This is a genomic window from Kitasatospora sp. NPDC056731 (assembly GCF_040687675.1).
Classification (GTDB): domain Bacteria; phylum Actinomycetota; class Actinomycetes; order Streptomycetales; family Streptomycetaceae; genus Kitasatospora.
In genome coordinates, this window is sequence record NZ_JBFBNR010000035.1 from 1 (window position 1) to 25,292 (window position 25,292).

General features: G+C 76.6%; 16 protein-coding genes. 9 read left to right on the top strand and 7 right to left on the bottom strand.

Annotation, left to right across the window (positions count from 1 at the left end; genetic code table 11):
• Positions 1–72: 72 nt before the first annotated feature.
• Positions 73–432, bottom strand: a complete 360-nt coding sequence (locus tag AB0R04_RS28860) for a zinc ribbon domain-containing protein YjdM (protein WP_363376352.1) — start codon at positions 430–432, stop codon at positions 73–75.
• Positions 433–720: 288 nt separating this feature from the next.
• Here AB0R04_RS28860 and AB0R04_RS28865 point away from each other — a divergent pair, with 288 nt between their 5' ends.
• From AB0R04_RS28865 to AB0R04_RS28900, 8 genes are all read left to right on the top strand, one after another.
• Positions 721–1,959 carry a styrene monooxygenase/indole monooxygenase family protein gene (locus tag AB0R04_RS28865; protein ID WP_363376354.1) on the top strand — a complete coding sequence of 413 codons (1,239 nt, stop codon included), beginning with the start codon at positions 721–723 and terminating at the stop codon, positions 1,957–1,959.
• Positions 1,960–2,446: 487 nt separating this feature from the next.
• Entirely contained in the window at positions 2,447–2,644 is a 198-nt protein-coding gene (locus AB0R04_RS28870; protein WP_244293239.1) for a thiazolylpeptide-type bacteriocin, read from the top strand.
• A gap of 37 nt (positions 2,645–2,681) precedes the next feature.
• Positions 2,682–2,861 carry a thiazolylpeptide-type bacteriocin gene (locus AB0R04_RS28875; RefSeq protein WP_363376356.1) on the top strand — a complete coding sequence of 60 codons (180 nt, stop codon included), beginning with the start codon at positions 2,682–2,684 and terminating at the stop codon, positions 2,859–2,861.
• 137 nt (positions 2,862–2,998) lie between these two features.
• A complete protein-coding gene (locus AB0R04_RS28880) occupies positions 2,999–5,728 on the top strand; it encodes a lantibiotic dehydratase (RefSeq protein WP_363376359.1) in 2,730 nt (909 codons plus the stop codon).
• Between the two features lie 94 nt (positions 5,729–5,822).
• Positions 5,823–6,986 carry a lantibiotic dehydratase C-terminal domain-containing protein gene (locus AB0R04_RS28885; RefSeq protein WP_363376363.1) on the top strand — a complete coding sequence of 388 codons (1,164 nt, stop codon included), beginning with the start codon at positions 5,823–5,825 and terminating at the stop codon, positions 6,984–6,986.
• Positions 6,983–8,728 (top strand): hypothetical protein, encoded by a 1,746-nt coding sequence (locus AB0R04_RS28890; RefSeq protein ID WP_363376366.1) that lies wholly within the window; start codon positions 6,983–6,985, stop codon positions 8,726–8,728. The genes AB0R04_RS28885 and AB0R04_RS28890 overlap by 4 nt, the downstream gene beginning before the upstream one ends.
• A complete protein-coding gene (locus AB0R04_RS28895) occupies positions 8,725–10,629 on the top strand; it encodes a TOMM precursor leader peptide-binding protein (protein WP_363376367.1) in 1,905 nt (634 codons plus the stop codon). The genes AB0R04_RS28890 and AB0R04_RS28895 overlap by 4 nt, the downstream gene beginning before the upstream one ends.
• A 28-nt stretch (positions 10,630–10,657) precedes the next feature.
• Complete coding sequence (locus tag AB0R04_RS28900; RefSeq protein ID WP_363376370.1) at positions 10,658–12,325, top strand: thiopeptide-type bacteriocin biosynthesis protein; 1,668 nt, start codon at positions 10,658–10,660, stop codon at positions 12,323–12,325.
• Between the two features lie 43 nt (positions 12,326–12,368).
• Here AB0R04_RS28900 and AB0R04_RS28905 read toward each other — a convergent pair whose 3' ends face one another.
• The 5 genes from AB0R04_RS28905 to AB0R04_RS28925 all read right to left on the bottom strand — a co-directional run bounded on the left by AB0R04_RS28905 (position 12,369) and on the right by AB0R04_RS28925 (position 23,096).
• Positions 12,369–13,397, bottom strand: a complete 1,029-nt coding sequence (locus AB0R04_RS28905) for a hypothetical protein (protein WP_363376373.1) — start codon at positions 13,395–13,397, stop codon at positions 12,369–12,371.
• Positions 13,394–14,650 carry a CHAT domain-containing protein gene (locus AB0R04_RS28910; RefSeq protein WP_363376375.1) on the bottom strand — a complete coding sequence of 419 codons (1,257 nt, stop codon included), beginning with the start codon at positions 14,648–14,650 and terminating at the stop codon, positions 13,394–13,396. Before AB0R04_RS28910 ends, AB0R04_RS28905 begins: the two co-directional genes overlap by 4 nt.
• Before the next feature lie 4 nt (positions 14,651–14,654).
• On the bottom strand, positions 14,655–21,320 hold the full coding sequence (fxsT, locus tag AB0R04_RS28915) for an FxSxx-COOH system tetratricopeptide repeat protein (protein ID WP_363376377.1): 6,666 nt from the start codon (positions 21,318–21,320) through the stop codon (positions 14,655–14,657).
• Positions 21,321–21,572: 252 nt separating this feature from the next.
• Entirely contained in the window at positions 21,573–22,316 is a 744-nt protein-coding gene (locus tag AB0R04_RS28920; RefSeq protein WP_363376379.1) for an SOS response-associated peptidase, read from the bottom strand.
• Between the two features lie 36 nt (positions 22,317–22,352).
• Complete coding sequence (locus AB0R04_RS28925) at positions 22,353–23,096, bottom strand: helix-turn-helix transcriptional regulator (protein ID WP_363376465.1); 744 nt, start codon at positions 23,094–23,096, stop codon at positions 22,353–22,355.
• Between the two features lie 54 nt (positions 23,097–23,150).
• Between AB0R04_RS28925 and AB0R04_RS28930 the strand changes: the two genes are divergently transcribed.
• Positions 23,151–24,428 carry an MFS transporter gene (locus AB0R04_RS28930; RefSeq protein ID WP_363376382.1) on the top strand — a complete coding sequence of 426 codons (1,278 nt, stop codon included), beginning with the start codon at positions 23,151–23,153 and terminating at the stop codon, positions 24,426–24,428.
• On the opposite strand, the gene AB0R04_RS28935 is transcribed toward AB0R04_RS28930, so the two are convergent.
• The gene (locus tag AB0R04_RS28935) at positions 24,418–25,263 is read right to left on the bottom strand and encodes a PaaX family transcriptional regulator C-terminal domain-containing protein (protein ID WP_363376385.1); all 846 of its coding nucleotides are present in this window, start codon (positions 25,261–25,263) and stop codon (positions 24,418–24,420) included. The genes AB0R04_RS28930 and AB0R04_RS28935 overlap by 11 nt on opposite strands.
• Positions 25,264–25,292 lie beyond the last annotated feature (29 nt).

Below are 25,292 nucleotides of genomic sequence, written 5' to 3' on the forward strand. Positions count from 1 at the left end.
GGGTGCGGTAGAGCGGGGCTCCGGTTTCGGTGGCGCGCGGCCGCCGCCGTTTCGCGCCGGGCGCGGGCCCGGTCAGGCCTTCTTGACCACGCTCGACTTGAGCTGCATCGCGCCGAACCCCTCGATCCGGCAGTCGATGTCGTGGCCGTCGACGCCGTCGACCAGGCGGATGTTGCGGACCTTGGTGCCCGCCTTGATGCCGGAGACGCTGCCCTTGACCTTGAGGGCCTTGACGACGGTCACGGTGTCGCCGTCGCTGAGCACGTTGCCGACCGCGTCCCGGATCACCCGCTCGCCCGGGCCGGCCGGTTCGGCGGCGCCGCCTGTCGCGGGCATCCACTCGTGGCCGCACTCCGGGCAGACCATGAGGGCGTTCATCTCATAGGTGTACTCGCTGGAGCACGACGGGCACGGGGGGAGGTGGTCGCTCATGCGCGCGGGCTGTCCTCTCAGGTCGGGCCGGGGGTCGGCGGCTCGCCAGCATGTATGAAGTTGAAGAATTTTTCAAATCGCTTGTTCGAGGGCATCCGACCGCGGACGGTGACGTTCCCGGCAGGGCGCGCGCGGGCCGTGGACGCCGGTGCCCGATGACTGGTATCCAGGCCACTGGCAGCGCGACCGGCGGCCGGCCGGCGCCCACCGCCCCCTGCGGGCTCACCAGCCCACGGACGGACGGGTGTTGAGGCCGGGCCGGGACGTACAACCAGGAAAGCGGAGACGATGCGCAGAGTTCTGATCGTCGGCGCCGGGCAGGCCGGCCTCCAACTGGCCCTGGGGCTCCAGGCCCACGGCTACGACGTGACGGTGATGACCGACCGCGACGCGGACGCGGTCCGCAGCGGTCGGGTGCTGTCCACCCAGTGCATGTTCGACGCCGCGCTGCGGACCGAACGCGACCTCGGCCTGGACCTCTGGGCGGACGCCGCACCCCGGATCGAGGGCCTCGGAGTCTCCGTCGCCGGGCCGGAGTCCGCGCGGGTGATCGACTGGGTCGGGCGCCTGGACGCGCCCGCGCAGTCCGTCGACCAGCGGCTGAAGATGCCCGCCTGGCTGGAGACCTTCGCCGGGCGCGGCGGCCGGGTGGTGATCCGCCCGGTGACCGTCGGCGACCTCGAACACCTCTCCGGCTCCTACGACCTGGTCCTGGTCGCGGCCGGAAAGGGTGATCTGGCCGCGATGTTCGAGCGCGACCACGAGCGCTCCCGGTACGACCGGCCGCAGCGCGCGCTGGCCGCCAGCTACGTGTACGGGCTCGGCCCGCGCCCCGAGCACGACTTCCCCGCCGTCCGCTGCGACGTGGTGCCGGGCATCGGCGAACTGTTCGTGATGCCGGCGCTGACCGCGGCCGGCCCGTGCGACATCCTGCTCTGGGAGGCCGCCCCGGGCGGCCCGGCGGACGCCTTCGACGGGGTCCGCGACCCGGCCGAACACCTGCGGGTGACGCTCGACCTGATGAAGGCCTTCACTCCTTGGGAGTACGACCGCGCCCGGGCCGGAATCGAACTCACCGACGCCGGCGCCACCCTCGCCGGGCGCTTCACCCCCGCCGTCCGCCACCCGGTCGGCGAACTGCCCGGCGGCGGAGCGGTGCTGGGCGTCGCGGACGTCGTCGTCCTCAACGACCCGATCACCGGCCAGGGCTCCAACAACGCCGCCCGGTGCGCGGCCGGCTACCTCGACGCGATCCTCGCCCACGGCGACAAGCCGTTCGACCGCGACTTCATGCGGGCCGCCTTCGACCGCTTCTGGCAGACCGCGCGCCCCAGCACCGTCTGGAGCAACGCGATGCTCGCGCCGCCGCCCGAGCACGTCCTGCACCTGCTCGGCGCCGCCGGTCAACTCCCGCCCGTCGCCGACCGGTTCGCCAACGCCTTCAACGACCCGGCCGACCTGGAGCAGTGGTTCCTCGACCCCGCGAAGGCGGCCGCCTACCTGGAGTCGTTCACCCCGCAGGACTGACCGCAGCGGATCGGCCGGGGCGCCCGAGCGGACGGCGGGCCCCGGCCGCCATGGGGGCGGTGCACCGGAGCGCCGGTCACGGCTCGCTCAAGTGCGGCTGAGGCAGGAGCCGGTGTTGCGCCCGGTGAGGTGGGCATCCGGCCAATGTGCCGAGCGCCCGGGTCCGGCGCGGCCGGCCGCGGCCTAGAGTCGCCGGTGGGCGGTGCGACGCCGGGGTCAGGACGATCCGCGTGCGCCGCCGCACCCCGGGGGCCGGCACACCCCTCGGCCCCCACGCCGCAAGGTCCTGTCCGGCCGGTCTTGGCGGATCAGCCCGCGGCGTTGGGCGCCCGGCTGGGCGTGCGCCCGGATCGTCCTCGTACTGGGCCGTACTTGGGCGATTCGGGCGTGCGTCCAGGCGGGATGCCCGGCGTCGCGGGCCCGGCAAGATCGGTCGGACAGGACCTGGCGCACCTCGGCCTCGTCCGCCACCCCAAAGGAGTCCGATATGTCCGACATCGCCATGTCCGCGTCCACATCCACCCCGGGCCTCGACCTCCAGGACCTGGACCTCAGCGAGCTGACCGTCACCGCGCTGCGCGACACCGTCGCCCTGCCGGAGAACGGCGGGTCCTGGGGGTCCTGCTCCTGCCAGGCCTCGTCCTCCTGCGCCCAGCCGAACCTGCCCGGCGCGGACTCGTTCTGACCATCCGTCAATTCATCTCGAACATCCGGGAGACCACATGTCGGACCACTTCGAGGACGTCCTCGCCCTCGACGACCTCGACCTCGGCGAGCTGACCGTCACCGCGCTGCGCGACACCGTCGCCCTGCCCGAGACGGGCGCCTCCGGGGCACCCAGCTCCAGCTCCTGCGGATCGTCCTCCTGCGCCGCTCCGCACCCGCCGACCCGGACCTTCTGAGCCCGGCGTCGCCAAGTCCCCGTTGAACAGCGCGTGTCGGCGTGCGGCCGCCCCCACCCGGGGCGGCCGCACGCCACGGCAGAGACGAGCAGTACCCAGGTCTGTCCGCCCCACGGGTCCGTCGGAGGGAGCCCGCCATGCCGCACCGAGCCCTGACCCACCCCGCCCGGCCGCAGGAGGCCCCGGCGCCGCCACCCGTCAGCACCGCGCCGTACACCCTGGTGCGCGCCACCGTCCTCGCCCGCCCCGCCCAGTCGGCCCCGGCCGCCGTCGTCCGGGCCCTGCTGGCCCGGCTCACCGCCGTCGAAGCCGCGGACGCCGCCCTGCGGCCCGCCCTCTGCGACGACCTCCACGCCGGCCGCGCCGGCCACGGCGAAGCGTTCCACCGGCAGGTCGTGCTCCCCTTGCGCCGCGACCTGCACAACGGGCGCCCGCCGCGCGCCGCCCTGCTCGCCCGGCTCGCCGACCTCCCCGCCCGAACCCCGCGCCTCGCCGAGTGGCTGGAGCTGCGCGCGCGGCGCACCAGCCTGCTCGACGACCTCGCCGCCGCCGTCACGCCCGCACTGGCCGCCGAACGCGCCGCCCTCGCCGAACTCTGCCGCTCACCCGCGTTCACCCGTGCCGTCGCCCTCACCAGCGCCGACCTGCTGCGCGCAGTCGGCAACACGGCGCGCGACGGCGGTGCGGCGGGGGAGCGGCGGGGCCGGGCGCGCAAGGAGGAGGCCGCGGTGCTGCGCCACGCCCTGCGGGCCACCAGCAAGACCAGCCCGCTCTCCTGGTTCACCGCCGTCGGCTGGGCGGCGGGTGGCGACACCGCCCCGCGCGCGGTCGTCAAGGAGAACCGGACGCTGGTCGGAGCCCTCGTCCAGGCCCTGCTCGACGAACCCCGTCGCAGTCGCACCCTGCCGCACCGGATGGCCAGCGCCGCCCGGATCGACGGTGACCGCGCCCGCTACGCCCGCACCCGGGTGGTGTTCGCCGGCGGCCGCTACCTGGTCACCCGCGAGGAGGAGGTCGAACTCGCGGCCCGCCCCGAACTGGCGCTCCTCGGCGCGCTCTCCGACACCCCGGACACTCCGGCCCGGCTCACCGAGCGCCTCACCGCCGCCCTCGGCCGCGCCGACGGCGACCCGGCCGTGCACCGGTTCGTCGGACAACTCCTCGACGCCCGGCTGCTCGTGCCCGCCGACCCCGTCGATCCGCAGGACCAGGACCCGCTGCGACGCCTCGGCGACTGGCTGCGGCAGTGGCCCGAGGACGCCGAACTGAGCCGGCTCCTCCACCAACTCGCTGATCACACAGCCCAGTTCCATACGGCCCAGGCGGAGCGGCGCCCGGCACTGCTCGCCGCTCTCGCCGCCGACTGGCGCCGGCTGCTCGCCGACGCCGGTCAGCCCGTCCCGCCCGACGCCGCGCCCCTCACGGTGCTCACCGAGGACGTCCACGCCGCGCCCCTCACGGTGCTCGCCGAGGACGTCCACGCCGCAGCGCCGCCGCGGCCCCGGCTGGGGCCTGCCCGGCCGATCCCGCCCGGCCCGCGGTCGACCGGACACGACCTGGACGGCGCCGACCGGGCCGCGCTCGGCGAACTCACCGCCCTGGCAGAGCTGTTCGACCTCGGCCACCTGATGCGCCGGGCGGCCCGGGACCGCTTCGTCGCCCGCTACGGCGTCGGCGGCGTCTGCGCCACCCCGTGGGAGTTCGGCGCCGATGCCGGCGAAGCCTGGGCCGATGCCGGACGGACCGCCGGACCGCCGGAACTGCGCCTCCTGCGGGAGGAGTTCACCTCCACACCCGTGGTCGACGGCGAGCTGCTGCTGCCCGCCGACCGGATCCGCGCCCTAGCCGCCCGCCTGCCGGACTGGACCGCCGCCCGGCCGCTCAGCTACTCCTGGTTCGTCCAACACGACCTCGCCGACGGCCTGTTGTGCGTCAACCACGTCTACGGTGGTTGGGGGCGCTTCACCAGCCGCTTCCTCGACGCCGGCACGCCACAGGCCGCCGACGTCGCCCGGCAGATCCGCCGCGGCCTCGGCGACGGCGCCCGCGCCGCCCAGATCCGCCCGGTCGGCGGCTTCAACGCCAACCTCCACCCCCGGCTGCTCGCCGACGAGATCGGCCCCGACCGCCGCTGGACCAACCTCGCCGAACCGGACCTCGACCTCGTCCACGACCCCGCCACCGATCAGCTGCGGTTCCGGCTGCGCACCACCGGTGAAGCCCTCGACGTGCTCTACCTGGGCTTCCTCGCGCCGATCATGCTGCCGCAACGGCTCGCACCCCTCCTCGCCGACCACCCCAACGGCATCGTCGACTTCCGCCCGCTGCTGCCCCGCACCACCCTGCCCGCTCCCGGCGGCACCGTCACCCGCACACCCCGGTTGCGCCACCGCCACGTCGTCCTCGCCCGCCGCCGCTGGCACCTGCCCGCGGCCGTCCTCGACGCCCTGCGCGCCGACCTCGCCGCCGAGACCGGCCCCGGCGACGTGCCCGCGGCCACCGCCGCCCGCTGGCGGGCCCTCCTCGACCTCCCCGAGCAGTTGTTCCTGCACCCCGTGCCGGACGGCCCCGCAGCCGGCCCCGCAGAGGGTCACGCCGTCGACGCCTTCATCGCCCGGCTGCGCGCCCCCAAACCGCAGCCGGTCGACCTCGGCAACCCCCTCCACCTGCACCACCTCGCCAAATGGCTCACCCGCCACCCCCGCGGCGTCGTCCTCGAAGAGGCCCTGCCGGCGCTCGGTGGCCGGCCCCGGCCGACCGGGGCCGTGGAACTCGTCGCCGAGACGTACCGCCCTGCCCGGCCCACCGCCGTCCCGGCGGGGCGTGGGGTGACCGCCCGGACAGGGCCCGGCGGCAGCCAGTGGTGAGCGGCCGCCGCACCGGGGCCGCAGTGGAGACGAAGTCCCATCCGTAGAGGCCCATCCGTAGAGGTCCATCCGTGCAGCGTCGAGGAGGCGTTCGATGAGTGATCCGGCCGGTGGCCCGCGGGCCGTGACGGCGTGTGACGTGGTCCTGTACTACTACCAGCCCACCAAAGCCCGGGCGTTGCGCGAGGCCGTGCTGCCGTTGGCCCGGCAGGCGGCGGGGGACGGCCTGGACGTGCACGTCGAGCGGCACTGGCGGTTCGGACCGCACCTGCGCCTGCGGCTGTCCGGCCCGGCCGCCCGGGTGGCCGCCGCGGCCGAGCGTTCCGCGGCGGCGCTGCGGGCGTGGACGGCCGCCCATCCGTCCGTCGCGGACCGGACCGACGCCCAGGTGCTGGCGGAGGCGGCCGTCGCCGGGCGGGTCGAGCTGGTCGCGCCGCCCTACGGTCCGCTGGTGCCGGACAACACCGTCCGGGTGGAGCCCGTCGAGGCCGGGGCCGCGGCCTCCCTGGACGCGCTGCTCGGGTCCGACGCTGCGGTCCTGCGGGACGAACTGCTGCGACTCGGACTGCCCGCCGTCGGCTCCGCCTGCGACTTCCTCGGGTCGCACGGCGACACGCCGCAGGCCAGGGTCCAGCTGGTGGCGGCGGCGCTGGCGGCGCACGCGGCCGCCCACCCGGACGGGCTGATCGGCGGTCACTACTCCTTCCTCTCGCACCTGGAGGACTTCCTCGTCCACGAGGATCCGGACGGGCGGCTGCGGGACGCGTTCGAGCGGCACTGGGAGGGGAGCGGCCGGGCCGTCACGGCACTGGTCGGCCGGATCGTCGACGGCGGGGCGACGGGCTGGGAGCGGGACTGGGCGCGCTGGTCGGCGACGGCCTGGCGCCGGGCGGAGGAACTGCTGGCGGCCGGGGCCGACCTCGGCGGCGACCGGTCGGAGTACCGGGACCGCGCCGCCGCGCTCGGGGACCGGGCCACCGCCGAACGGTGGAACCCCGAACTGCGCACCGTCTACAGCGAGTTCCACCAGCTGCTGCACCGGTCGGACCCTGCGGGCACGATGTGGAGCCGCCCCGACTACCTGATCTACCGGGCCTGCACCAACGGCCTGTACAGGCTGCTCGCGATCTGTGACGTCCGGCCGGTGGAACGCTACCTCGCCGCCCACCTGGTGGTGCGCAGCGTGCCGGAGCTCACCGGGCACCAGTGGCGGGACCGGGTCGACGAGGTGATCGCCGTGGTCGAGGGGGCGGCGTGACGGCCCCGGAGCCCCGTCCCAGGCTGCGCCCGGGCGTGGCGGTGACGCCGCTGCGCGACGGGCTGCATCTGCGCGGGCGCGGCACCAGCCTCACCCTGGAGGGCAGCCGGGCGCTGCCGGCCCTGTGGAAGCTGCTGGAGGCCCGGCTGGGCCCCGAGGCGGACGGGCACCCGGAGGCCGTTCCGGCCCGGGTGGAGGCGGCGCTCGCCACGGTGACCGCACGCCTGCGCGAGTACGACCTGCTGGTCGACCAGCCGGGCCGCCCCGGGAACGCCGACCCGCCGGGCCGCCCCGACGGCCGCGAACTCCCGCCGTGGCCCGCCTCGGTGGCCGCCCGGCCCGCGGCAGCCGCGGCGGCCCTGGCGGCGGCCCGCCCGGTGGTGTCCGCCGCGGACCCCGACGGGCCGGGTGCCCGGGCGGTGGCGCGGGCCCTCGCCCGGGGCGGGGCGGAGCCGACCGTCCTCGCCGAGGCCGGCCTGCCCGTCGGGCGGGTGGTGGCCGCCGTGAGCGATCCGCCGGTGGCGGTCGCCATGCAGTGCGACGCGGACGGCGGCTTCGTGACCGCGCCCGCCGACCCGGCCCGCGTCCGCGCGGACGCCGCCGCCGTCTCGGCCCGCCTGCGGGCGGACGCCACGCCGGCGGGTGCAGGTCCACCACCCGCGACGCTCCCCGCCCTGCTCGCGGCCGCGACGGCGCAGCGGCTGCTCTGCGCGGTCGCCGGCCTGCCGGACCCGGGTGATCCGGACGGCGATCCGCGGCTGCTCGTCGGCCGCCCGGCGGTGCTGCTGGCCGAGGCCCGCCCGCCGCGCGCCGACTACCATCCGTGGGCGGCGGGCCCGGGCCGTACCGCCGGGCCGCCCGACGGACTGGCGGAGGCCCTGCGCAGGGTCACCGCACTCGGCGATCCGCGCCTCGGCGTACTCGACGCGCCCTCGCCCGGTGGCCTGCCGCAACTGCCGGCGGCCCTGGTCTCCTGCCGCACACCCGCCGGCACTCTGGTGGTGGGTGCGGCCCGGACGGACCTGGCCCGGCTGGCCGCCGCCTGCCGGGCCGCCGAACTCGGGCTGGCCGCACTGGACCCGACCGCCCCGGTCGTGGGCGCCGACCCGGACCACGCACTCGGCCGGGCCCTGCGCCGCGCGGCCCACGCCTGCCCGTCCGAGGGCCGCCCCCTCGCGTGGGCCGCCTGGCGGGAGCACCCCCAGGCGGCGCACTGGTGGGCGGCGCTGGCCCGGCGCCTCGGCCACGCTCCCGAGCTGGAACTCGGCCAACTGGCCGACGAGCAGGCCTTCCTGGCCGTCGTGGCCGGCGCCGGTACCGTCCTCGGCCGGGCCGTCGAGGCCACCCCCGCCGATGCGGTCGCCGTCGCCGCCCTGTCCGCCCTGACCCGTCTCATGGCCGTCGGCCACGGCCTGTCCGCCGCCCACCACACCACCCTCACCGGCGCCGCCGCCCCGCTCGCCGCCCGGCGGCAGCCGCCCGGCCGCCCGGACCCAGGCCGCCCGGACCCAGGCCGCCCGGAGCCAGGCTGGACGGACCCGGGCTGGACGGACGAGGGCTGGACGGACCGCTGGATCACCGAACTCGCGGGCCGGGAAGCGGCGTTGCGCGACTCCCTGGGCCGCCTGACCGGGCTGCGCGCCGACCCCTGGCAGCCCGCCACCGCCGCCGCCCGCCCCCTGGCGAACGCCCTGGACGGCTGCGGCTTCACGGTTCTCGTGACCACCGGAGGCCACCCATGACCACCGCTACCGACCTGCCGGTCCTCGACCCCGAGCGGGCGCTGGCGACCACGAGCGGAACCGCCGTCGTCCACCTCACCAGCTGGACCCTCGACCTGGCCGCCCGACTCAGCCGCCACGCGCTGGAGCACCCGGTGCGACTGGTGCCGGTACGGGAGGACGGCGCGCTGACGGTCGTCGGGCCGGTCCTGGAGCCGGGGGCGTCGGCCTGTCTGAGCTGCACCGAGTACCAGCGCCTGGCCACCGCGGGCGGCCGGGTGCCCTGGCACAGCCCCGCCCTGGCGCTCGCGGGCACCGGCACCCCGGCCTTCACCGAGGCGGTCGCCGCGCTCGCCGCCGACCTCGCCGCCGACCGGGCGGAGTCCGGGCCGCACGCCACCGTCCACCTCGTCCACGGCGACCGCGCCACCTGGTCCACCCACCTGGTCCGCCCCGTCGGCGGCTGCCCGGTCTGCCGCCCGCTGCCCGCCGACTCGCCCGCCGCCGCCCGGCTGCCCCTGACACCCCGTCCGCTGCCCGATCCGGCCGTGCTGCGCGGCGCGAACGACCTGACGGGCACCGACGGCAGGGCCAACGACCGGCTGCGTGCCGAGCTGTACGACGAGCGGTTCGGCCCGGTCCGGCGCCTGTTCCGCACCGAGGACTCGGCGTTCGCCCTCACCACCGCCTGGGTCACCGACGGCCGGCTGCTCGACGACGGCGGCTACGGGCGGGCCGTGGACTTCCGGTCCAGCGAGCGGGTGGCGCTGTTCGAGAGCGTCGAGCGCTTCGCGGGCATGCGGCCGCTCGGTCGCAGGACCGTCCTGCGGGGTTCCTACGGCGAGCTCGCGCGCGACCTGGGGCCGGAGGCCGTCCTCGACCCCGTCCGGCTGGGGCTGCCCGATCCCGCGCACCACGGGCACCCGAACCGGGCCACCGTCCCGTACACCCCCGACCTCGTGCTGGACTGGGTCCACGGCTGGTCCCTCACCCACGCGCGCCCGCTCGCCGTACCGGAGCACGTCGCCTACTGGGAGCTCCCGGACCGGGACCGCCCCAGGGTGGTCTACGAGTCCTCGAACGGCTGCGGGCTCGGCAACAGCCCCCAGGAGGCCGCCCTCTACGGGCTGTTCGAGGTCGCCGAGCGGGACGCCTTCCTGATGGCCTGGTACGCGCGGACCCCGCTGCCCGGCGTCGCCGTCCCCGTCGAGGACCCGGCCGTCGCCGACCTCGCCGACCGCGCGCGCCTGCTCGGCTACCGGCTCACCCTGCTCGACGCCACCAACGACCTCGGCGTTCCCGCCGTGATCGCCCTCTGCCGCTACCGGGGGAGCCACCCGGACGCCCCGCGCACCTTCCTGGCGGCCGGCGCCCACCACGACCCGCGGGCGGCGATCCGCTCGGCCGTCGCCGAAGTGGTCACCAACGTGCAGGAGGCGGCGCACCGCCCGGCCGCCCCGGGCGGGCCGCGCGACCCGGACCGGCTGCGGCCGATGCTGGAACGCCCCGAGCTGGTGGTCGGCCTGGAGGACCACGTCGGCCTCAACACCCTGCCCGAGGCGCAGCCCCGCCTGGACTTCCTCTTCGCCGGCCCACCCCCGGTGCCCTGGCCCGAACGCTGGCCCGGCGCCCCCGAGCCGGTCACCGACCTGACCCTGCTGCTGGAGCGGACGGTGGCCCGGCTCGCCGAGGAGGGCCTCGACGTCGTGGTGGTCACCCAGGACGAGCCCGGGGTCCGCGAACGGCTCGGCCTGCACTGCGCCAAGGTCGTCATCCCCGGGACCCTCCCGATGACCTTCGGGCACGTCAACCGCCGCACCCGCGGCCTGCCCCGCCTGCTGGCCGTCCCGCACCGGCTCGGCCGCAGCCCCCGCCCGCTGCACCACGACGACCTGGCCCTCCACCCGCACCCGTTCCCGTGACGGCCCCGACCCCCTCCCCGAGGACCCGATGACCACCCACCACCGGCCGACCACCCCCTGGCAGAGCCTGCACCTCGCGCTTCCCCTGACCGCCCGGGACGCCGACGCCTTCGTCACCGACGACCTCGCCCCCCTGATGGACGGGCTGACGACGGATCCGGACGCCGACTGGTTCTTCATCCGCTACGGCGAGGGCGGCCCCCACCTGCGGATCCGCTTCCACGGCCCGGGCGCGCCGGAGCAGGCCGAAGGAGTCGCCGCCGACCTCGCCCGCCTCGCCGCCCGCCGCACCCCGCCCGCCGGCCCCTGGGCGCCCCGCCACGGCGAGGTGACGGCGGTGCCCTACCGGCCCGAGACCGAACGCTACGGCGGCCCGGCCCTGCTGCCGATCGCCGAGGACCTCTTCGGCCACTCCTCCCGTACGGCCGTCCGTGCCCTGCGGGCCGCCTCCGCAACCGCCGCCCGCCTGCCGCTCGCCCTCGACCTCGCCCACACCACCGCCCACGCGCTCGGCCTCGACGACCTCTCCGCCGCCCGCTGGCTGCGCCGCCACGCCGCCTCCTGGCGCTGGGTCACCGAGTACCGGCCGCTGCCCGGCGCGGCCGTCCACACCAGGGTCAACACCGTGTTCGCCCGGCAGCGGGACGCGCTGGCCCGGCGTGCCCGGGCCCTGCGCGAGGCACTCGACACCGGCGCCGCCGCACCTTGGCTGACCGACTGGGCCGGGCAGGTGACGGCCGCGGCCGACCGGATGCGCGCGGCCTCGCCGCCCGAGGCCGCCGAGCGGCTGTCCTGGGCCTGGGCCTCCCAGCTGCACATGCTGTTCAACCGCCTCGGCGTCGGTCCCGACGAGGAGCGCGCGGTCTGCCGGCTCGCCGCCCGCACGCTGCTGGAGACCGACCGGCCGTTCGCCTTCTTCCCCGCCGACCGGCACGCCCCCGACTACCAGTACCTGGAGCGCAGCAAGTTCCAGGTCGGCCGCAGCGAGGACACCGCACTGCGCGACCTGGCGCCCCGCCCGGCCCCGCGGGAACAGCCCGACGACGTCCGGCTGCCCGCCGAGCCCCTGCCGGAGCTCACCCTCGCCGACGCCCTGCGCACCCGTCGCTCCGCCCGCGGCCCGCTGACCGGCCCGCTCACCACCGCCACCCTCGGCGGGGTGCTCTGGTCCGCGTGCGCACCGGGCCCGGAACCGCGCCGGCCGATCGCCGACGGCACCGCCCCCGCCCACGGCCACCGCCCGTACCCGAGCGCGGGCGCGCTGTACAGCGTCCGTCTGCGCCTGCTCGCCCTCGCCGTGGACGGCCTGCCCGCCGGCACCTACCAGTGCCTGCCGGAGCGCCGCGCGCTGCGCCCGATCGGCCCGGCCCCCGCCCTCGACGACCTCAAGGCCCTCTCCTCCTACCTCTCCCGCCCGGCCGCGGATCCGGACGCCGTCGGCATCGACGAGGCCCCCGCGGTCCTCGCGGTCTACGTCGACCTCGCCCTGCTGCGCAGCCGCTACGGCCTGCGGGCGCTGCGCCTGGGCCTGCTGGAGGCCGGCCACCTGACCCAGAACCTGCTGCTCGCCGCCACGGCCTTCGGCCTCGGCACGATTCCCCTCGGCGGGGTCCACGACGACCTCGCCCACGAACTCCTCGGCCTGGACGACCTGGACGAGCCCGTGCAGTACCTGCTGCCGCTGGGGCGGGTCTGACGCCTCGGGTCGGATCAGCGCGCGGCCTCGGGCACCCGGGCGGTCAGCGGGAGTGGGCGGCGAGGCTGAGCAGCAGGTGGGCGGATTCGGGGTGGTGGAAGTCGGAGTGGGCGCCCGCCGGGTTGAGGCGGGTGGCCAGGCCGCCGCGGTAGACCCGGGCGGCGTCGATGTTGACGATCGGGTGGTCCAACTCGGTGCGCGGGTACGGGGAGGCGGTGGGGCGCAGCCGGGTGCTGAACTGGGGGACGGGGGCGACGCCGGTGCCGGAGTGGCCGATGCCCGGGCGGCCCTCGGCGCGCAGGTGCCAGAAGCCGGTGGCGCGGTCCCAGCGGGAGTGGGTGAGCACCAGCGGGCCGCGCAGCGGGGCGCCGGGGCGGCCGGGGCCGAGGAACAGCCGGGGGAAGAGGTGGGTGAAGGCGTCGCGGGGCGCGGCCATCTGGAAGACCAGCGCGCTGTCGACGGTGAACGGCCGGGTGGGGTCGCCCGGCCGGCTCCAGCCCAGCACCGGCGGCCCGGCGGGCCGGTCGGCCGCGTACTGGACGGCCTCGCAGAGGAAGCGGCCGCCGAAGGAGTGGCCGACCAGGTGCAGGTACTGGCCGTTGCGGTTGGCCAGGACGCGGGGCGAGGCCGGGTCGCCGCGGTCGGCGTCCAGGTAGCCGAGCAGGTGGCCCAGGACGCGCCCGGCCTGCCCCTGGGCGCTCATGGCGTGCGCCCGGGCCCGGATCCGGCGGTAGCCGGCCGGCGACGGCAGGCTGGAGGACGGCCAGCGCACCACCACGCACCACGGGCGGAACCCCCTGGTCAGCCCGGGGTAGGCGGTCGGCGCGGACCGGTGCAGGGCGGCGGCCTCGGTGAGCAGGGCGGCGGCCGAGCGGTCGGCGGCGGCGGGGCTGGTCTGCCAGCCGTGGACGTAGACGTAGACGTCGGTCGCCCGCGGGGGGATGCGCAGGTGCCGGGCGAGGTGTTGGGCGATCCGGGCCTCGGGCACCGGCGTGCGGGTGCCGGGGACGAGCAGCCGGCCCTCCTCGTCCAGGTCGACGGTGGCGGTGGCGATGGGCGTGGGCGCCGTCACGGGGTCAGCTCCAGGATGCTGTCGAGGCCGCAGTGCAGGGAGTAGGTGAGCGCCAGCGGGTTGCGGTACTCGCGGGCGAACCGCCGGACCAGCTGCTGGGTGATCTCGCCCGCCGTGAACTCCCCGGTCAGGTAGAGGTCGAGGAAGGCGAAGGCGTACTCGGCGGCGAAGACCTGCGGGATCTCGATCTGCGGGCCGAGCACGCCGTTGGCGCCGAGGTCGACCAGCGCCCGGCCGAGGTGCTCCAGTTCGGCGGCCGTGGACTGCCCGGTGTGGCAGGCGTTCAGCAGCACGAACGGCCGGAACATGGCGTCCGGCGCCTCGGCGTGCCGGCGGCGGTGGCGGCGCACCAGGTCGGCGTCGATCTGGCGGTCGTCGGAGAGCCGGACGGCGAGCTGCTCGTACGGGGAGTCGCCGGCGACGAACTGGCCGTGGCACCAGAAGTACATGACGTCCTCGTCCAGCACGGCGGAGGACAGCGCCTTGAGCAGCGGCTCGGACTCGGTGCGCACGGTCAGCTGGGAGCGGTCCTCCAGGAGCTTGCGGACCTCGGGGGCCCGGCCGACGTCGGTGAGCTGGTCGTCGGTGTTGAGGCTGGTGACGGGCCTGGTGCGGGCCGGGTACGGCGGCTGGATCGGCGGATAGCCGGCGCCGGTCTGCTCGACCTGGTGGCGGTGGCCGAGGAAGTCCGCCCACGGGTCGGCGTGGCCGCCGTCGACGGCGAGCATCGGCCAGGGCAGGTGGAGGTCGGAGTCGAAGCTGATCCGCAGCGAGCCGTGCTCGGTGAGTGTCCGGGTGAGGTACTCGCGGAAGACGGTGAGCTCGCGCTCCGGCCCGTCGAACATCACCTCCAGGAAGTACCGTCCCTCCTCGGCCAGTTCGGCGACCTGCCGCTCGGCGACGCCGGCCAGCCGGTTGAAGTCGACGGCCTGGGCGAAGGGGTAGCCGCCGATCGGCTCGGGGTCGTACTGGACCAGGCGGTCGCGCCAGACGGTCCGCAGCCGGGAGGCCCGGGCGAGCAGGGCGGGGGCGGACACCTTCAGCTCCGCGCGGTGGGGGCGGGACCAGGGCGTGCGCTCGCCGGGCCGGAAGGCGGAGACGAACAGGTCGTCGCGGTGGCGGCGCAGCGAGACCACGAGGTCCAGCGGGGCCGGCTCCTTGGCCTGCGGGGCGTCCGGTGCCTGCTGCCGGGGGAGCCGGGTGAAGTCGGCGGAGGGGTTCTGGCGGATCTCGACGAGGAGGTCCCGGGCCACGCGATTACTCCTCGTCCTGGGCGGTGTCGGCGACGGTGATGGCTTGGGCGACGGTGGCGGCCTGCGGGCCGGGCGGGACGTCGACGACGGCGCACAGGTCCTGGAGCACGGCGCCGTGCCCCCGGTCGTAGACAGTGATCCGGACGGTGTGCGGCCCCGGCACGGACGGGGTCAGCGCGAAGCGGACGGGCTCCCCGGCGGGGCTGTAGTCGGCGACGGGCGGATCGAGCACGGCGTCCGAGGCGGCGACGGCCACCAGGCGCAGGCCCGGCAGCTCGCCGGGGTCGCTCTGCGGCACCTCGGGTTCCAGCCGCAGTTCCAGGTGCACGGTGGCCCCCACCGCCGGCTCGTCGAGCAGGGTGAGCCGGGGCCGCCAGGCCGTCCTGGCCGGCGCGGGCGCCGGGGGGCGGTGCCGCGATCCGCGCGAGCGCCGGATCAGCGCGGCCGGCTCGGACGGTTCCGGGCCGAGCTCCGTGCGGACGGGTGCGGCCGGCAGCGACTCCGCCGCGCCGCCGTCGAGTCGGGCCGGCGACTCGGCTGCGCCGCCGTCGAGTCGGGCCAGGGCCGTCCGGCTCTCCACCGCCAGCGGATGGCCGGGGCCCATCAGGGTCCGGCGCGCGGTGTGGACGGCCGCCAGCAGGCCCTGGGCGGCGGCCCGGCGCCCGCTCGCGGCGAGCGCGGCGGCCAGGCCGACGGCCAGCGTGGGGAACACCGGGAGCAGCCCGGGGCGCAGGGTGCCGAGGCTGACGGCGACGTCGTCGGCCTGCCGGTGTCCGGTCAGCAGTGCCCCGGCCGGGATCCGGTCGGCGACGATGCCTTCGTACACCCGCACCGCCCCGACGGCGTCGCCGGCCCGCAGCCGCGCGTGGGCGAGGCTCTGGCGGATGCTCAGGGTGAGGGAGTTGCGGGGGCCGTGGCTCGCGGCGCACTCCTCGGCGAGTTCCTCCAGCCGGACGACGGCGCGCAGCGGCCGCGGGCCGCAGGCCAGCAGCAGCGCGTGGGCCTCGCGGGCGGTGAGGGTGGCGTCGTCGGTGCTGCCGAGGGCGTCGTCCGCGCAGGCGGCGAGGGTGGCGGCCAGGCGCACCGCCGCGTCGTGCTCCCCGTTGAGGTGGCGGGCGAGGGCGAGGACGCACCCGGAGCGGACGAGGCCGGGCAGGGCGGGGCCTGCGGGTCTGGTCCAGTCCGCCGTCAGCGGCGACAGTTCGGCGATCGCGCCCTCGTGGTCCCCGGCGAGCAGCAGGGCCTGGGCGAGGCCGTACCGCACGGAGTGGGCGAGGAGGTGCTCCGGGCCGAGGGCCGATTCGGCGGCGGCCAGCGCCTCCCGGTAGCAGTCGGCGCCCTCCGCGTACCGGCCGGCCTCGACGAGGTTGAGCGCGATGCTGTCCAGGTCGTCGAGGGTGTCGAGACTGCCGAGGGCGTCGGGGGCGTCGGGGTGTTCGGCACCGAGGATCCGGGTGCGGTCGGCCAGCACGGCGCGGTAGAGCGCGTCGGCGCGGTCGTGCTCCCAGCGGCGGCGGTGGGCGTGGGCGAGGTCGGCGCGCGCGGTGAGGGCGTCGGGGTGGTCCTGGCCGTGTACGCGCTCGTGGTCGGCGAGCAGCATCAGCCGTTCGACGATCTCCTGCCGCTGCCGGCCGGCGCGGGCGTGGGTGGAGGCGAGGCCGGAGCGTTCGCCGAGGGTGTCCGGGTGGTCCGCGCCCTGGACCCGGCTCCGGTGGGCGATCAGCTCGGTGAACAGGGCTGTGGCGCGGTCGAGTTCGCCGGTGGCGAGGACGGTCTCGGCGAGTTGGGAGAGCTGGTGGAGGGTGTCCGGGTGGTCGGGGCCGTGGATGCGCGCACGGTCGGCGGCCAGCGCCTCCCGTTCGGCCTCGGCCTGGTGCAGGAGGCCCGCGAGTCGGCGGTCCTGGGCGAGGCTGCCGCGACAGGCGAGGGTGCCGGGGTGGTCCGGGCCCTGGAGCCGGATCCGGTCCCGCAGCAGCGCCTCGTCGAGTTCCGTCGCGGGGCGGTGGTCGCCGCCCGACCGGTACGTCCAGGCCAGCAGGAACCGGACGCCGAGGGTGTCGGGGTGGTCCGGTCCGAGCACCCGCTCGGTGTCGGCGACCAGGGGCACGGCCAGGTCGAGCGCGCGTTGGAGGTCGTAGCCCGCGCGGTACGAGGACGCCTGCCACCAGCGGGCGTTGAGGGTGTCCGGGTGGTCGGCGCCGAGCACCCGGGCCCGGTCGGCGGCGACGGCGCCGAAGGCCTCGGCCGCGCGGCGCTGGTCGTCCGCGTCGCGGTGGGCGGCGGCCTGCCACCACCGGGTGGTGAGCGTGTCCGGGTGGTCCGGGCCCTGCGCCCGCTCCTGGTCGGCCAGCAGCGCCGTGTACAGCTCGGCGGCGGCGGGGTGGTCGCCCGCCGCCACCACCGACCGTGCGAGGCCGAGCCGCGCGTCGAGGGTGTCGGGGTGGTCCGCTCCGAGCACCCGTTCGTAGTCGGCGACCAGGGCCCGGAACAGGTCCACCGAGCGGTCGTGCTCGGCCGCGTCGCCGCAGGTCCGGGCCAGGCTGAGCCGGGCGTCCAGGGTGGAGGGGTGATCGGCGCCCAGGACCCGGGCCAGGTCCGCGACCAGTGCCTCGTACAGCTCCAGGGCGCGGTCGAGTTCGCCGACCTCGCGGTGGCCCGCCGCCTGCGAGCGCCGGGTGTCGAGGGTCTCGGGGTGGTCGGGGCCCTGGAGCCGGGTGCGGTCGGCCACCAGCGCGGAGTGCAGCTCTGCGGCGCGGCGGTGCTCGCCCGCCTCGCCGTGCGCCCAGGCCAGGGAGCCGCGGGCGTCCAGGACGAGTGGGTGGTCGGCGCCGTGGATCCGGGTGCGGTCGGCGGTCAGGGCCTCGTAGCGGGCGATGGCGAGGCGGTGGTCCTTCGCGGCGGAGGTGGCCCAGGCCAGTCCGGCGCGCGTGGCCAGGGTCTCGGTGTGGTCGGCACCGCGGATCCGGGTGTCGTCGGCCACCAGTACGTCGAACAGCTCCACCGCGCGGCGGTGGTGGCCGGCCCGCTGGTGGCCGTTCGCCTGCCACCAGCGGGCGGTGAGGGTCTGGGGGTGGTCGGCGCCGAGGATCCGGCCGCGATCGGCCGCCAGTGCGTCGTACAGCTCCACCGCGCGGCGGTGGTCGCCGGCCTGCTGGCAGTCGTGTGCCAGCCACCAGCGGGCATTGAGGGTGTCCGGGTGGTCGGGGCCCTGGAGCCGGGCCCGGTCCGCGACGAGCTCCTGGTGGAGCTCCAGCGCCCGGCGGTGCCGGCCGGCGGCGGTGAGTGCCTGCGCCAGCGCCAGACGGGCGCCCAGGGTGTCGGGGTGTTCCGGTCCGTGGACGCGGGCGTGGTCGGCCACCAGGGCTTCGGACAGCGTGACGGCCTGCCGGTGGTCGCCCGCCTCCCGGCAGCTGTCGGCGTGCCACCAGCGGGTGTTGAGCGTCTCCGGGTGGTCGGGGCCCTGGAGCCGGGCGCGGTCGGCCGCCAGCGCTTCGTACAGTTGCGCCGCGCGCTGGTGCTCCCCGGCGTCCCCGTGCGCGGAGGCGAGCCACCACCGGGCGCTGAGGGTGCGGGGGTGCTCCTCGCCGTACAGCAGGACGCAGTCGGCGACCAGTTCCGCGTACAGCTCCACGGCGCGCGGGTGGTCGCCGCTCTCGTCGTGGGTCCGCGCCAGCTGGAGGCGGGCGCTGAGGGTGGTGGGGTGCCCGGCGCCGAGCGCCAGGGTCAGGTCGGCCAGCACCCGTTCGCGTTCGGCGAGCGCCTCCCGGATCCGCCCCGCGCACTGGAGGGCGTAGGCCAGGCCGGTGCGGGCGTTGAGGGTCTGCGGGTGGTCGGGGCCGTGGACCCGGCCGTAGTCGGCCACCAGCCGTGTGCGCAGTTCCACGGCCTGCCGGTGGTGCTCCGCCGCGCCGTGCAGCCAGGCCTGCCAGCCGCGGGTGTGGAGGACGGCGGGGTGGTCGGCGCCGAGCACCCGCAGCCGGTCGGCGACGAGCCGGTCGCACAGCTCCGCCGCCTGTCGGTGGTCGCCGGCGTCGCCGAAGGCCCGGGCCAGGCTCAGCCGCGCCTCGAAGGTCTCGTGGTGGTCGGGGCCGTGGACCCGCTCGCGGTCGGCGAGGAGCCGCTGGCATTGGGCGAGCGCCGCGCGGGGGCGCCCGGCCAGCAGCAGGGTGCGGGTGAGGTTGGACCGTTCGTCCAGGGTGTCCGGGTGGTCCGGGCCCTGGACGCGGGCGCGGTGGGCCACCAGGCCTTCGAACTCGGCCAGTTCGCGGTCGGTTTGGCCCGCGACGCGCAGCGCGTAGGCGAGGTCGCTGCGCTCCTCCAGCGTGCCGGGGTGGTCCGCCCCCTGGACACGGGAGCGGACGCGGACCAGCGCCCGGTGTTCGTCCACCGCCGTCCGGAGTTGGCCCGCCTCGCGGTGGGCGTGGGCGAGACCGCTGCGCGCGTCCAGCGTGTGGGGGTGGTCGGGCCCGAGGACGCGGGTGTAGTCGCGGACCAGATCGGTGAACCGGGTGACCGCCGAGGCCGGGTGCCCGGCCTCGCAGTGGGCCGTTGCCAGTCGGCCGCGTGCGAAGAGGGTCTGCGGATGGTCCGGACCCTGCACCCGGACGTGGTCGGCGACCAGCGCCTCGTACCCGGCGACCGCGGCCCGGTGGTCGCCCGCGACGACGTGGGCGGCCGCGAGCCAGTCGCGGCTGGTGAGGGTGTCGGGGTGGTCGGCGCCGAGCACCCGGGCCCGGTCGGCCACCGCCTGCTCGTACAGGGTGATGGCCAACCGATGCTGGCCGGCGGTGAGTTGGGCGTACGCGAGCCCGTTGCGGTGGGCCAGGATGTCCGGGTGGTCGGGGTCGTCCAGGACCCGGCCGGCGTCGGTCAGTAGCCGCTCGAACTCCGCCACCGCCGCCTGGTGTTGACCGGCCACCTGGAGGGCGTAGGCCAGGCCCGCGCGGCTGGTGAGGGTCTCCCGGCTGTCGGCGCCGAGCACCCGCGCCCGGTCGGCCACCACCGTGCGGAACTCCTCGACGGCGCACTGGTGTTCACCCGCCTTGCGGTAGGCGTGGGCGAGGGTGCCGCGGTCGGCGAGGGTGGCCGGGTGGCCGTGGCCCTGGAGGCGGGTGCGGTCGGCCACCACCGCCCGGCAGAGCGCGACGGCCCGGGCCGGATCGCCGGCCCGGGTGTGGAGTTCGGCGAGCCGGCCCCGGGTGGCCAGGGTGTCGGGGTGGTCGGCGCCCAGCAGGCGGGTCTGGCCGTCGGCCATCGCGGTGACCAGCGGGATGGCGAACACCCGCTGGGCCCGGTCGGTCAGCTCGCCGGCGGCCAGCCGGTACAGCGCGACGGTCTGCGGGGTGGGCTGCTCGGACGGGCCGCCGGCGGCCAGCTCGCGGATGTGCGGCAGCAGCGCCCGGCGCAGCCGGGGCCCGGCGGTCGGCCAGAGCCGGGCGGCGGCCTCGGCGAGCTGCTGTTCGGCGCGCCGGCGCAGCGGGCGGGCGCCGTCGGAACGGCGCAGCACGCCCTGGAGCAGGCGGTGCACGGTGACGGTGTCGCCGAGGGTGATCAGGTTGTAGTCGGCGAGCAGCCGCAGCGCGGAGTCGACCTCGGCCGGGCGGCGCGCGCCGAAGGGCGTCAGGGCTTCGCGCGGCAGCGCCTCGGGGGCGTACCAGGCGAGCGTGCGCAGCAGCTCGACGGCGAACGGGGTGGTGGCCTGGACGGTGCGCAGGGTGGTGTGCCAGAGCCGGGAGACGGTGGCCACCGCGCCGGAGCCGGTGCCGGAATCGGTGCCGGAGTCGGAGCCGGAGTCGGCGTCAGGGCCGGCCGGGCTGCTGGTGCGCAGCAGCTCGCGGTAGGCGGCGAAGGTCGTGCCGGTCTGCTGCACGTAGGCGCCGGCCTGGGCGAGGGCGAGCGGCAGGTGACCGAGTTCGTCGGCCAGGGCGAGCACCTCGGCCTGTTCGGCCCGCGCCCCGGGGTAGGCGGCGCCGCAGAGCAGCCGGGTGGCCTCGGGGGCGTCGAGGACGTCGATCCGCACCGGGCGGATGCCGGGGTGCCAGCCGCCGGCGCGGCGGCTGGTGACCAACTGGTGGCCGCGGCCGAGCAGGCGGCCGAGATAGGGGGTGAGGTGGACCGGGTCCTCGGCGTTGTCGTAGACGAGCAGCCAGCGGTCGTGGGCGCGCAGCCAGGCGAGCGCCCACTCGACCTGCTGGCCGGGCTGGGCGGTGAGGGCCCAGGTGGGGTGGAGGTGGACGGCGAGGTCGGCGAAGGCCTCGGCGAGCTGCTCCTCGGACTCGGCGGTGATCCACCAGATCAGCCGGTAGTGCGCGGCCTCGGCGTAGGCGTAGTGCAGCGCGACGGTGGTCTTGCCGACCCCGCCGAGGCCGTGCAGCGTGGTGGCCTGGGTGACCAGCCCGCTGCCGTCGCCGTCCGACAGCGCCTCGGCGATCGCCCGCAACGCGCCGTCGCGGCCCACGAGTCGGTCCGCGGCACGGGGCGGCAGGTTGGGAGCGGGGGCGCTCGCCTCGACGGTCAGCGCGGCCCGCGCCGCCTCGGGCGGCAGCACGGCCGCCCGCTGCTCGGCATGCGGGTTCCCGGCGGTGGCGGGTGAGACCGGGCGGCGGCGCTGGTCGAAGGCCTCGTGGTCGGGCAGGCCGCCCTCGGGCCGGACATGCGTCGTCCTGGACATCAACACTTCGGCGCCCTCACCCCCACGTACGGTTCCGCCCGCCCACCGTAGTCGCGGGCGGGCGCCGTGTCACCGGATTCCGCCGGTCACCCGGAGCCGGGCGCACCACTGTCGGTACCGGACGGTAGCGTACCCGGATGATCATGCACACCGCCCCCACCTGGCACGCCACCGGGACGGGTGGCCCGGAGGCGTCCTGGTCCTCGCCCCGGGCTGGCCGGCCGGCCGGATCGCCTGACGGCCGGTCGGACGTCAGTCCGCCAGCCCCAGCGGGTCCGGGGCGGGGGCGAGCAGTTCCGGCCCGTTGGAGCGGACGCTGTTGACGGCGGGGGAGACGGCCCGCACCCGCAGGGCGCCGTCGGCGGGGCGGCGCAGCAGGTGGTGGAGTTCGTCGGAGTCCGTGAGGTCGGGGGCGAGCCAGGCGGCCAGGTCGGCGGGGGCGATGGTGAGCGGCATCCGGTCGTGGACGCGCCCGGCGCTGTCGGTGGCGTCGGTGGTGATGACGGTGGCGGTGGCGAGCCAGGCCGCCGGGTCGTCCTCGGGCCGGGTGCGGTCGCGCCAGAACTCGTACAGGCCGGCCATCAGCATGACCGAGCCGGTGCTGAGGAAGTACGGCTGCTTGTATTTCTTCCGGTCGGCGGCGGCGGGCACCTCGCGCCACTCGAAGTAGCCGTCGGCGGGGATGACGCAGCGCCGGGTGGTGAAGGCCTTGCGGAAGGCGGGCTTGAGATGGACGGTCTCCGAGCGGGCGTTGATCATGCGGGCGCCGCCGGAGGGGTCCTTGGACCAGGACGGCACCAGGCCCCAGCGCAGCGGGCGCAGTTGCCGCAGCAGCTCGCCGCTCTCCCGGTCGACGCGTTCCAGGACGGCGGGCACCGGGTCGGTGGGCGCCACGTTCCAGCTCGGCGCGAACGACTCGGCCGGATCCCAGCGCAGTTCCCCGAGCAGGGCGACGAGGTCCTGGGGCGTGGTGGTGGAGACGAAGCGACCGCACATGCCCCCACCCTGCCACCAGCGGCGGACAATTCCGGGTCAGTAGGTGGGGTGGCTGCCCGGGGTGTGGCCGAAGGTGCGGCGGAAGACGTCGATGAAGGCGCTCGCGGAGGACCAGCCGCAGCGGTGCGCGACCGCCGTGACGGGCAGGCCCTCGGCGAGCAGCACCAGTGCGTGGTGCAGCCGCAGCTGGGTGCGCCACTGGGGGAAGGTCATGCCGAGGTCGGCGCGGAAGAGCCGGGAGAGCGTGCGGTCGCTGGCGCCGACCGCCGGGCCCAGTTCGGCGAGGGTGCGCTGGTCGGCCGGGTCGGCCCGCAGCCGGTCGCAGACCGCGCGCAGCAGCGGTGTGGCGGGGGCGGGCAGGTGCAGTGGCTGCTGCGGGGAGGCGCGCAGCTGGTCGAGCAGGACGGCGCGCAGCCGGGCCCGTTCGGGGCTGTCGTCCTCGGGGGTGCGGGTGTAGGCGACGATCAGTTCGCGCAGCAGCGGCCCGACGGCGAGCACGGTCGGCCGGTCCAGGCCGAGCGGGTTCTCGGTGGCGGGCAGCCCGACCAGGTGGAGGTCCAGTTCGCCGTGGGCCTGGTGGGCGTGCACGGTGCCGGCCGGGACCCAGATGGCGCGGGTGCCGGGGGCGACCCAGGAGCCGGCGTCGGTGGTGATGGCGAGCACGCCGCTGGCCGCGTAGGCGATCTGGTGGTCGTCGTGGCGGTGGGCGTCGATCCCGGCGCCGGAGGCCAGCCGCTGGGCGCGGGTCGGGGCGACGGGGTCGTGGCGGATGTTCGGCATCACCTGGCAGATTATCGGAAGCCCGACAGGTGCCGCTGCGCCGAGCATGTCGGCATGCCGAAGACAACGCCGGACAATCTCCCGATCACTACGCCCAGTGCGTCCAATACATCCAGTACGCCTGACAATCCGAAGAGCACACCCGGCAAACGGGACTCCTCGATCACCCTGCTGTCCCTCGGGCACGCCTGCGTGGACGTCTACCAGGGCGCGGTGGCCGCCCTGGTCCCGTTCTTCGTGGCCGAGCGCGGCTACGGCTACGCCGCCGTCTCGGGCGTGGTGCTCGCCGCCTCGCTGCTCTCCTCGGTGGCGCAGCCGCTGTTCGGCGCGATCACCGACCGCCGCCCGCTGCCCTGGCTGCTGCCGGTCAGCACGTTGGTGGGCGGCGTGGGCATCGCGCTCAGCGGGGTGAGCGGCTCGTACCCGCTGACGCTGGTCTTTGTGGCGCTGTCCGGGGTCGGGGTGGCCGCGTACCACCCGGAGTCCGCCCGGGTGGCCCGGCTGGCCGCGCGGGACGGCCACCGGGGGATGGCCTGGTTCTCGCTGGGCGGCAACCTGGGCTTCGCGGCGGCCCCGCTGCTGGTCTCCGTGGTGGTCTCGGGCGGCGGCCTGCGGCTGACCCCGCTGCTGGTGCTGCCGGCGCTCGCGGGCGCCGTCCTGTGCCTGCCGGTGCTGCGCGAACTGGAGCGCCGGCGGGCTGCCGGGGCGGCTTCGGCGCCGGTGGCCGGGGCCGACGACCGGGCCTCGTTCGTGCGGCTGTCGCTGGCCGTGGTGTGCCGTTCGATCGCCTTCACCGGCCTGAGCACCTTCCTCGCGCTGTTCGCCACCCAGCGGGTCGGCGGCGGTACGGCGGCGGGCACCGCGGCGCTGGTGGTGCTGTACGCGGGCGGCGCGGTGGGTTCGGTGCTGGGCGGCGCGCTGGCGGACCGCTGGGGCCGGGTCGCGGTGGCGCGCTGGTCGTACCTGGTGGCGGCGGTGGCCGTGGCGGGCGTGGTGCTGGTGCCGGGCCCGGCGCTGTACGTCTTCGTGGCGTTGACCTCGGCGGGCCTGTACGTGCCGTTCTCGTTGCAGGTCACGCTGGGGCAGGACTACCTGCCGTCGCGGATCGGCACCGCCAGCGGGATCACGCTGGGCCTGACCGTCAGCATCGGCGGCCTGGCGAGCCCGGTGATCGGCGGCCTCGCCGACGCGACGTCGCTGCGCACCGCCCTGCTGCCGCTGGTGCTGATGCCGGTGCTGAGCTGGCTGCTGTTCCGCACCCTGTCGGAGCCGGTCGCGCCCGCAGCCTTTGGCGCGGCCGCGCCCGAGCCGGGTCCGGCGGCTACGCGGTGACGGCCGCGACGACCTCGGCGTAGGCGTCGAACAGCCGGGGCGTGCCCGGCCCGGGGTCGGCGAGCAGCAGCGCCCAGCAGCGGGCGACGAGTTCGCGGGCCGCGGTGCCGGGCCAGGGCTGTGGCAGGAGTTCCGGCGGCAGCAGCGGGTCGGGCTCCATGGCCTCGGTGAAGGCGGCGGCCAACTCCAGGGCGACGGTGAGCAGTTCGGAGCCGGTGAGGCCCTTCTCCAGCCGGGCGAGGCGGTCGGCCGCGACCTCGGCGAGCCGCTGGTGGCCCTCGGCGACCTGGTCCAGCGGCCACCAGCGCCGGGCGAGCGCGCGGGGGTCGTCGGTCTCGCCGGTGCGAAGGTCGCGGCTGGTGAGGAGGGTGAGGTGGCCGCGCACGTCGAGGGCGGCGGCCTCGGCCAGGACGTCCTCCTCCCAGGGGTGCGGCGAGACGTAGAGGCCGTTCTGCACCGGGGCGCCGCCGAGCCGGAGGATCGCCTCGCGCAGCGCGTCGCGGGCGGGCCGGGCGTGCTCGGGGACGGCGAATCCCGCGAGGTGCCAGACGCCGTCCCAGGGGGCCCGGCCGCGGTCCTGGGCGTACATCAGTGCCACGTACTCGACGTCGGGGTCGATCGAGCGCCGGGTCTCGGCGGTGGCCCGCAGCAGGGCCCGGCGGCCGCGCCCCTCCTGGACGAACCGCCCGTCGTCGGTGAGGCGCTTGACGGTCAGCCGGACCTGCTGGTCGGTCATCCCGAGCAGGCCGGCCACGGCGTACAGGTCGCCGCAGTCGACCGTGCCGTCCGTACGGACCATCGCCTCGACCAGCACCCGGGTCGGAATCTCCACCATGGCGACCATCCTAATGCGTTCAGATCTGA

Excerpts from the sequence above, each read along its gene's own strand:
- AB0R04_RS28925 (WP_363376465.1), bottom strand. The coding sequence starts at position 23,096 with ATGCCGAACATCCGCCACGACCCCGTCGCCCCGACCCGCGCCCAGCGG.
- AB0R04_RS28920 (WP_363376379.1), bottom strand. The coding sequence starts at position 22,316 with ATGTGCGGTCGCTTCGTCTCCACCACCACGCCCCAGGACCTCGTCGCC.
- AB0R04_RS28880 (WP_363376359.1), top strand. The coding sequence starts at position 2,999 with ATGCCGCACCGAGCCCTGACCCACCCCGCCCGGCCGCAGGAGGCCCCG.
- AB0R04_RS28870 (WP_244293239.1), top strand. The coding sequence starts at position 2,447 with ATGTCCGACATCGCCATGTCCGCGTCCACATCCACCCCGGGCCTCGAC.
- fxsT (WP_363376377.1), bottom strand. The coding sequence starts at position 21,320 with ATGTCCAGGACGACGCATGTCCGGCCCGAGGGCGGCCTGCCCGACCAC.
- AB0R04_RS28900 (WP_363376370.1), top strand. The coding sequence starts at position 10,658 with ATGACCACCCACCACCGGCCGACCACCCCCTGGCAGAGCCTGCACCTC.
- AB0R04_RS28895 (WP_363376367.1), top strand. The coding sequence starts at position 8,725 with ATGACCACCGCTACCGACCTGCCGGTCCTCGACCCCGAGCGGGCGCTG.
- AB0R04_RS28865 (WP_363376354.1), top strand. The coding sequence starts at position 721 with ATGCGCAGAGTTCTGATCGTCGGCGCCGGGCAGGCCGGCCTCCAACTG.
- AB0R04_RS28885 (WP_363376363.1), top strand. The coding sequence starts at position 5,823 with ATGAGTGATCCGGCCGGTGGCCCGCGGGCCGTGACGGCGTGTGACGTG.
- AB0R04_RS28860 (WP_363376352.1), bottom strand. The coding sequence starts at position 432 with ATGAGCGACCACCTCCCCCCGTGCCCGTCGTGCTCCAGCGAGTACACC.
- AB0R04_RS28930 (WP_363376382.1), top strand. The coding sequence starts at position 23,151 with ATGCCGAAGACAACGCCGGACAATCTCCCGATCACTACGCCCAGTGCG.
- AB0R04_RS28875 (WP_363376356.1), top strand. The coding sequence starts at position 2,682 with ATGTCGGACCACTTCGAGGACGTCCTCGCCCTCGACGACCTCGACCTC.
- AB0R04_RS28935 (WP_363376385.1), bottom strand. The coding sequence starts at position 25,263 with ATGGTGGAGATTCCGACCCGGGTGCTGGTCGAGGCGATGGTCCGTACG.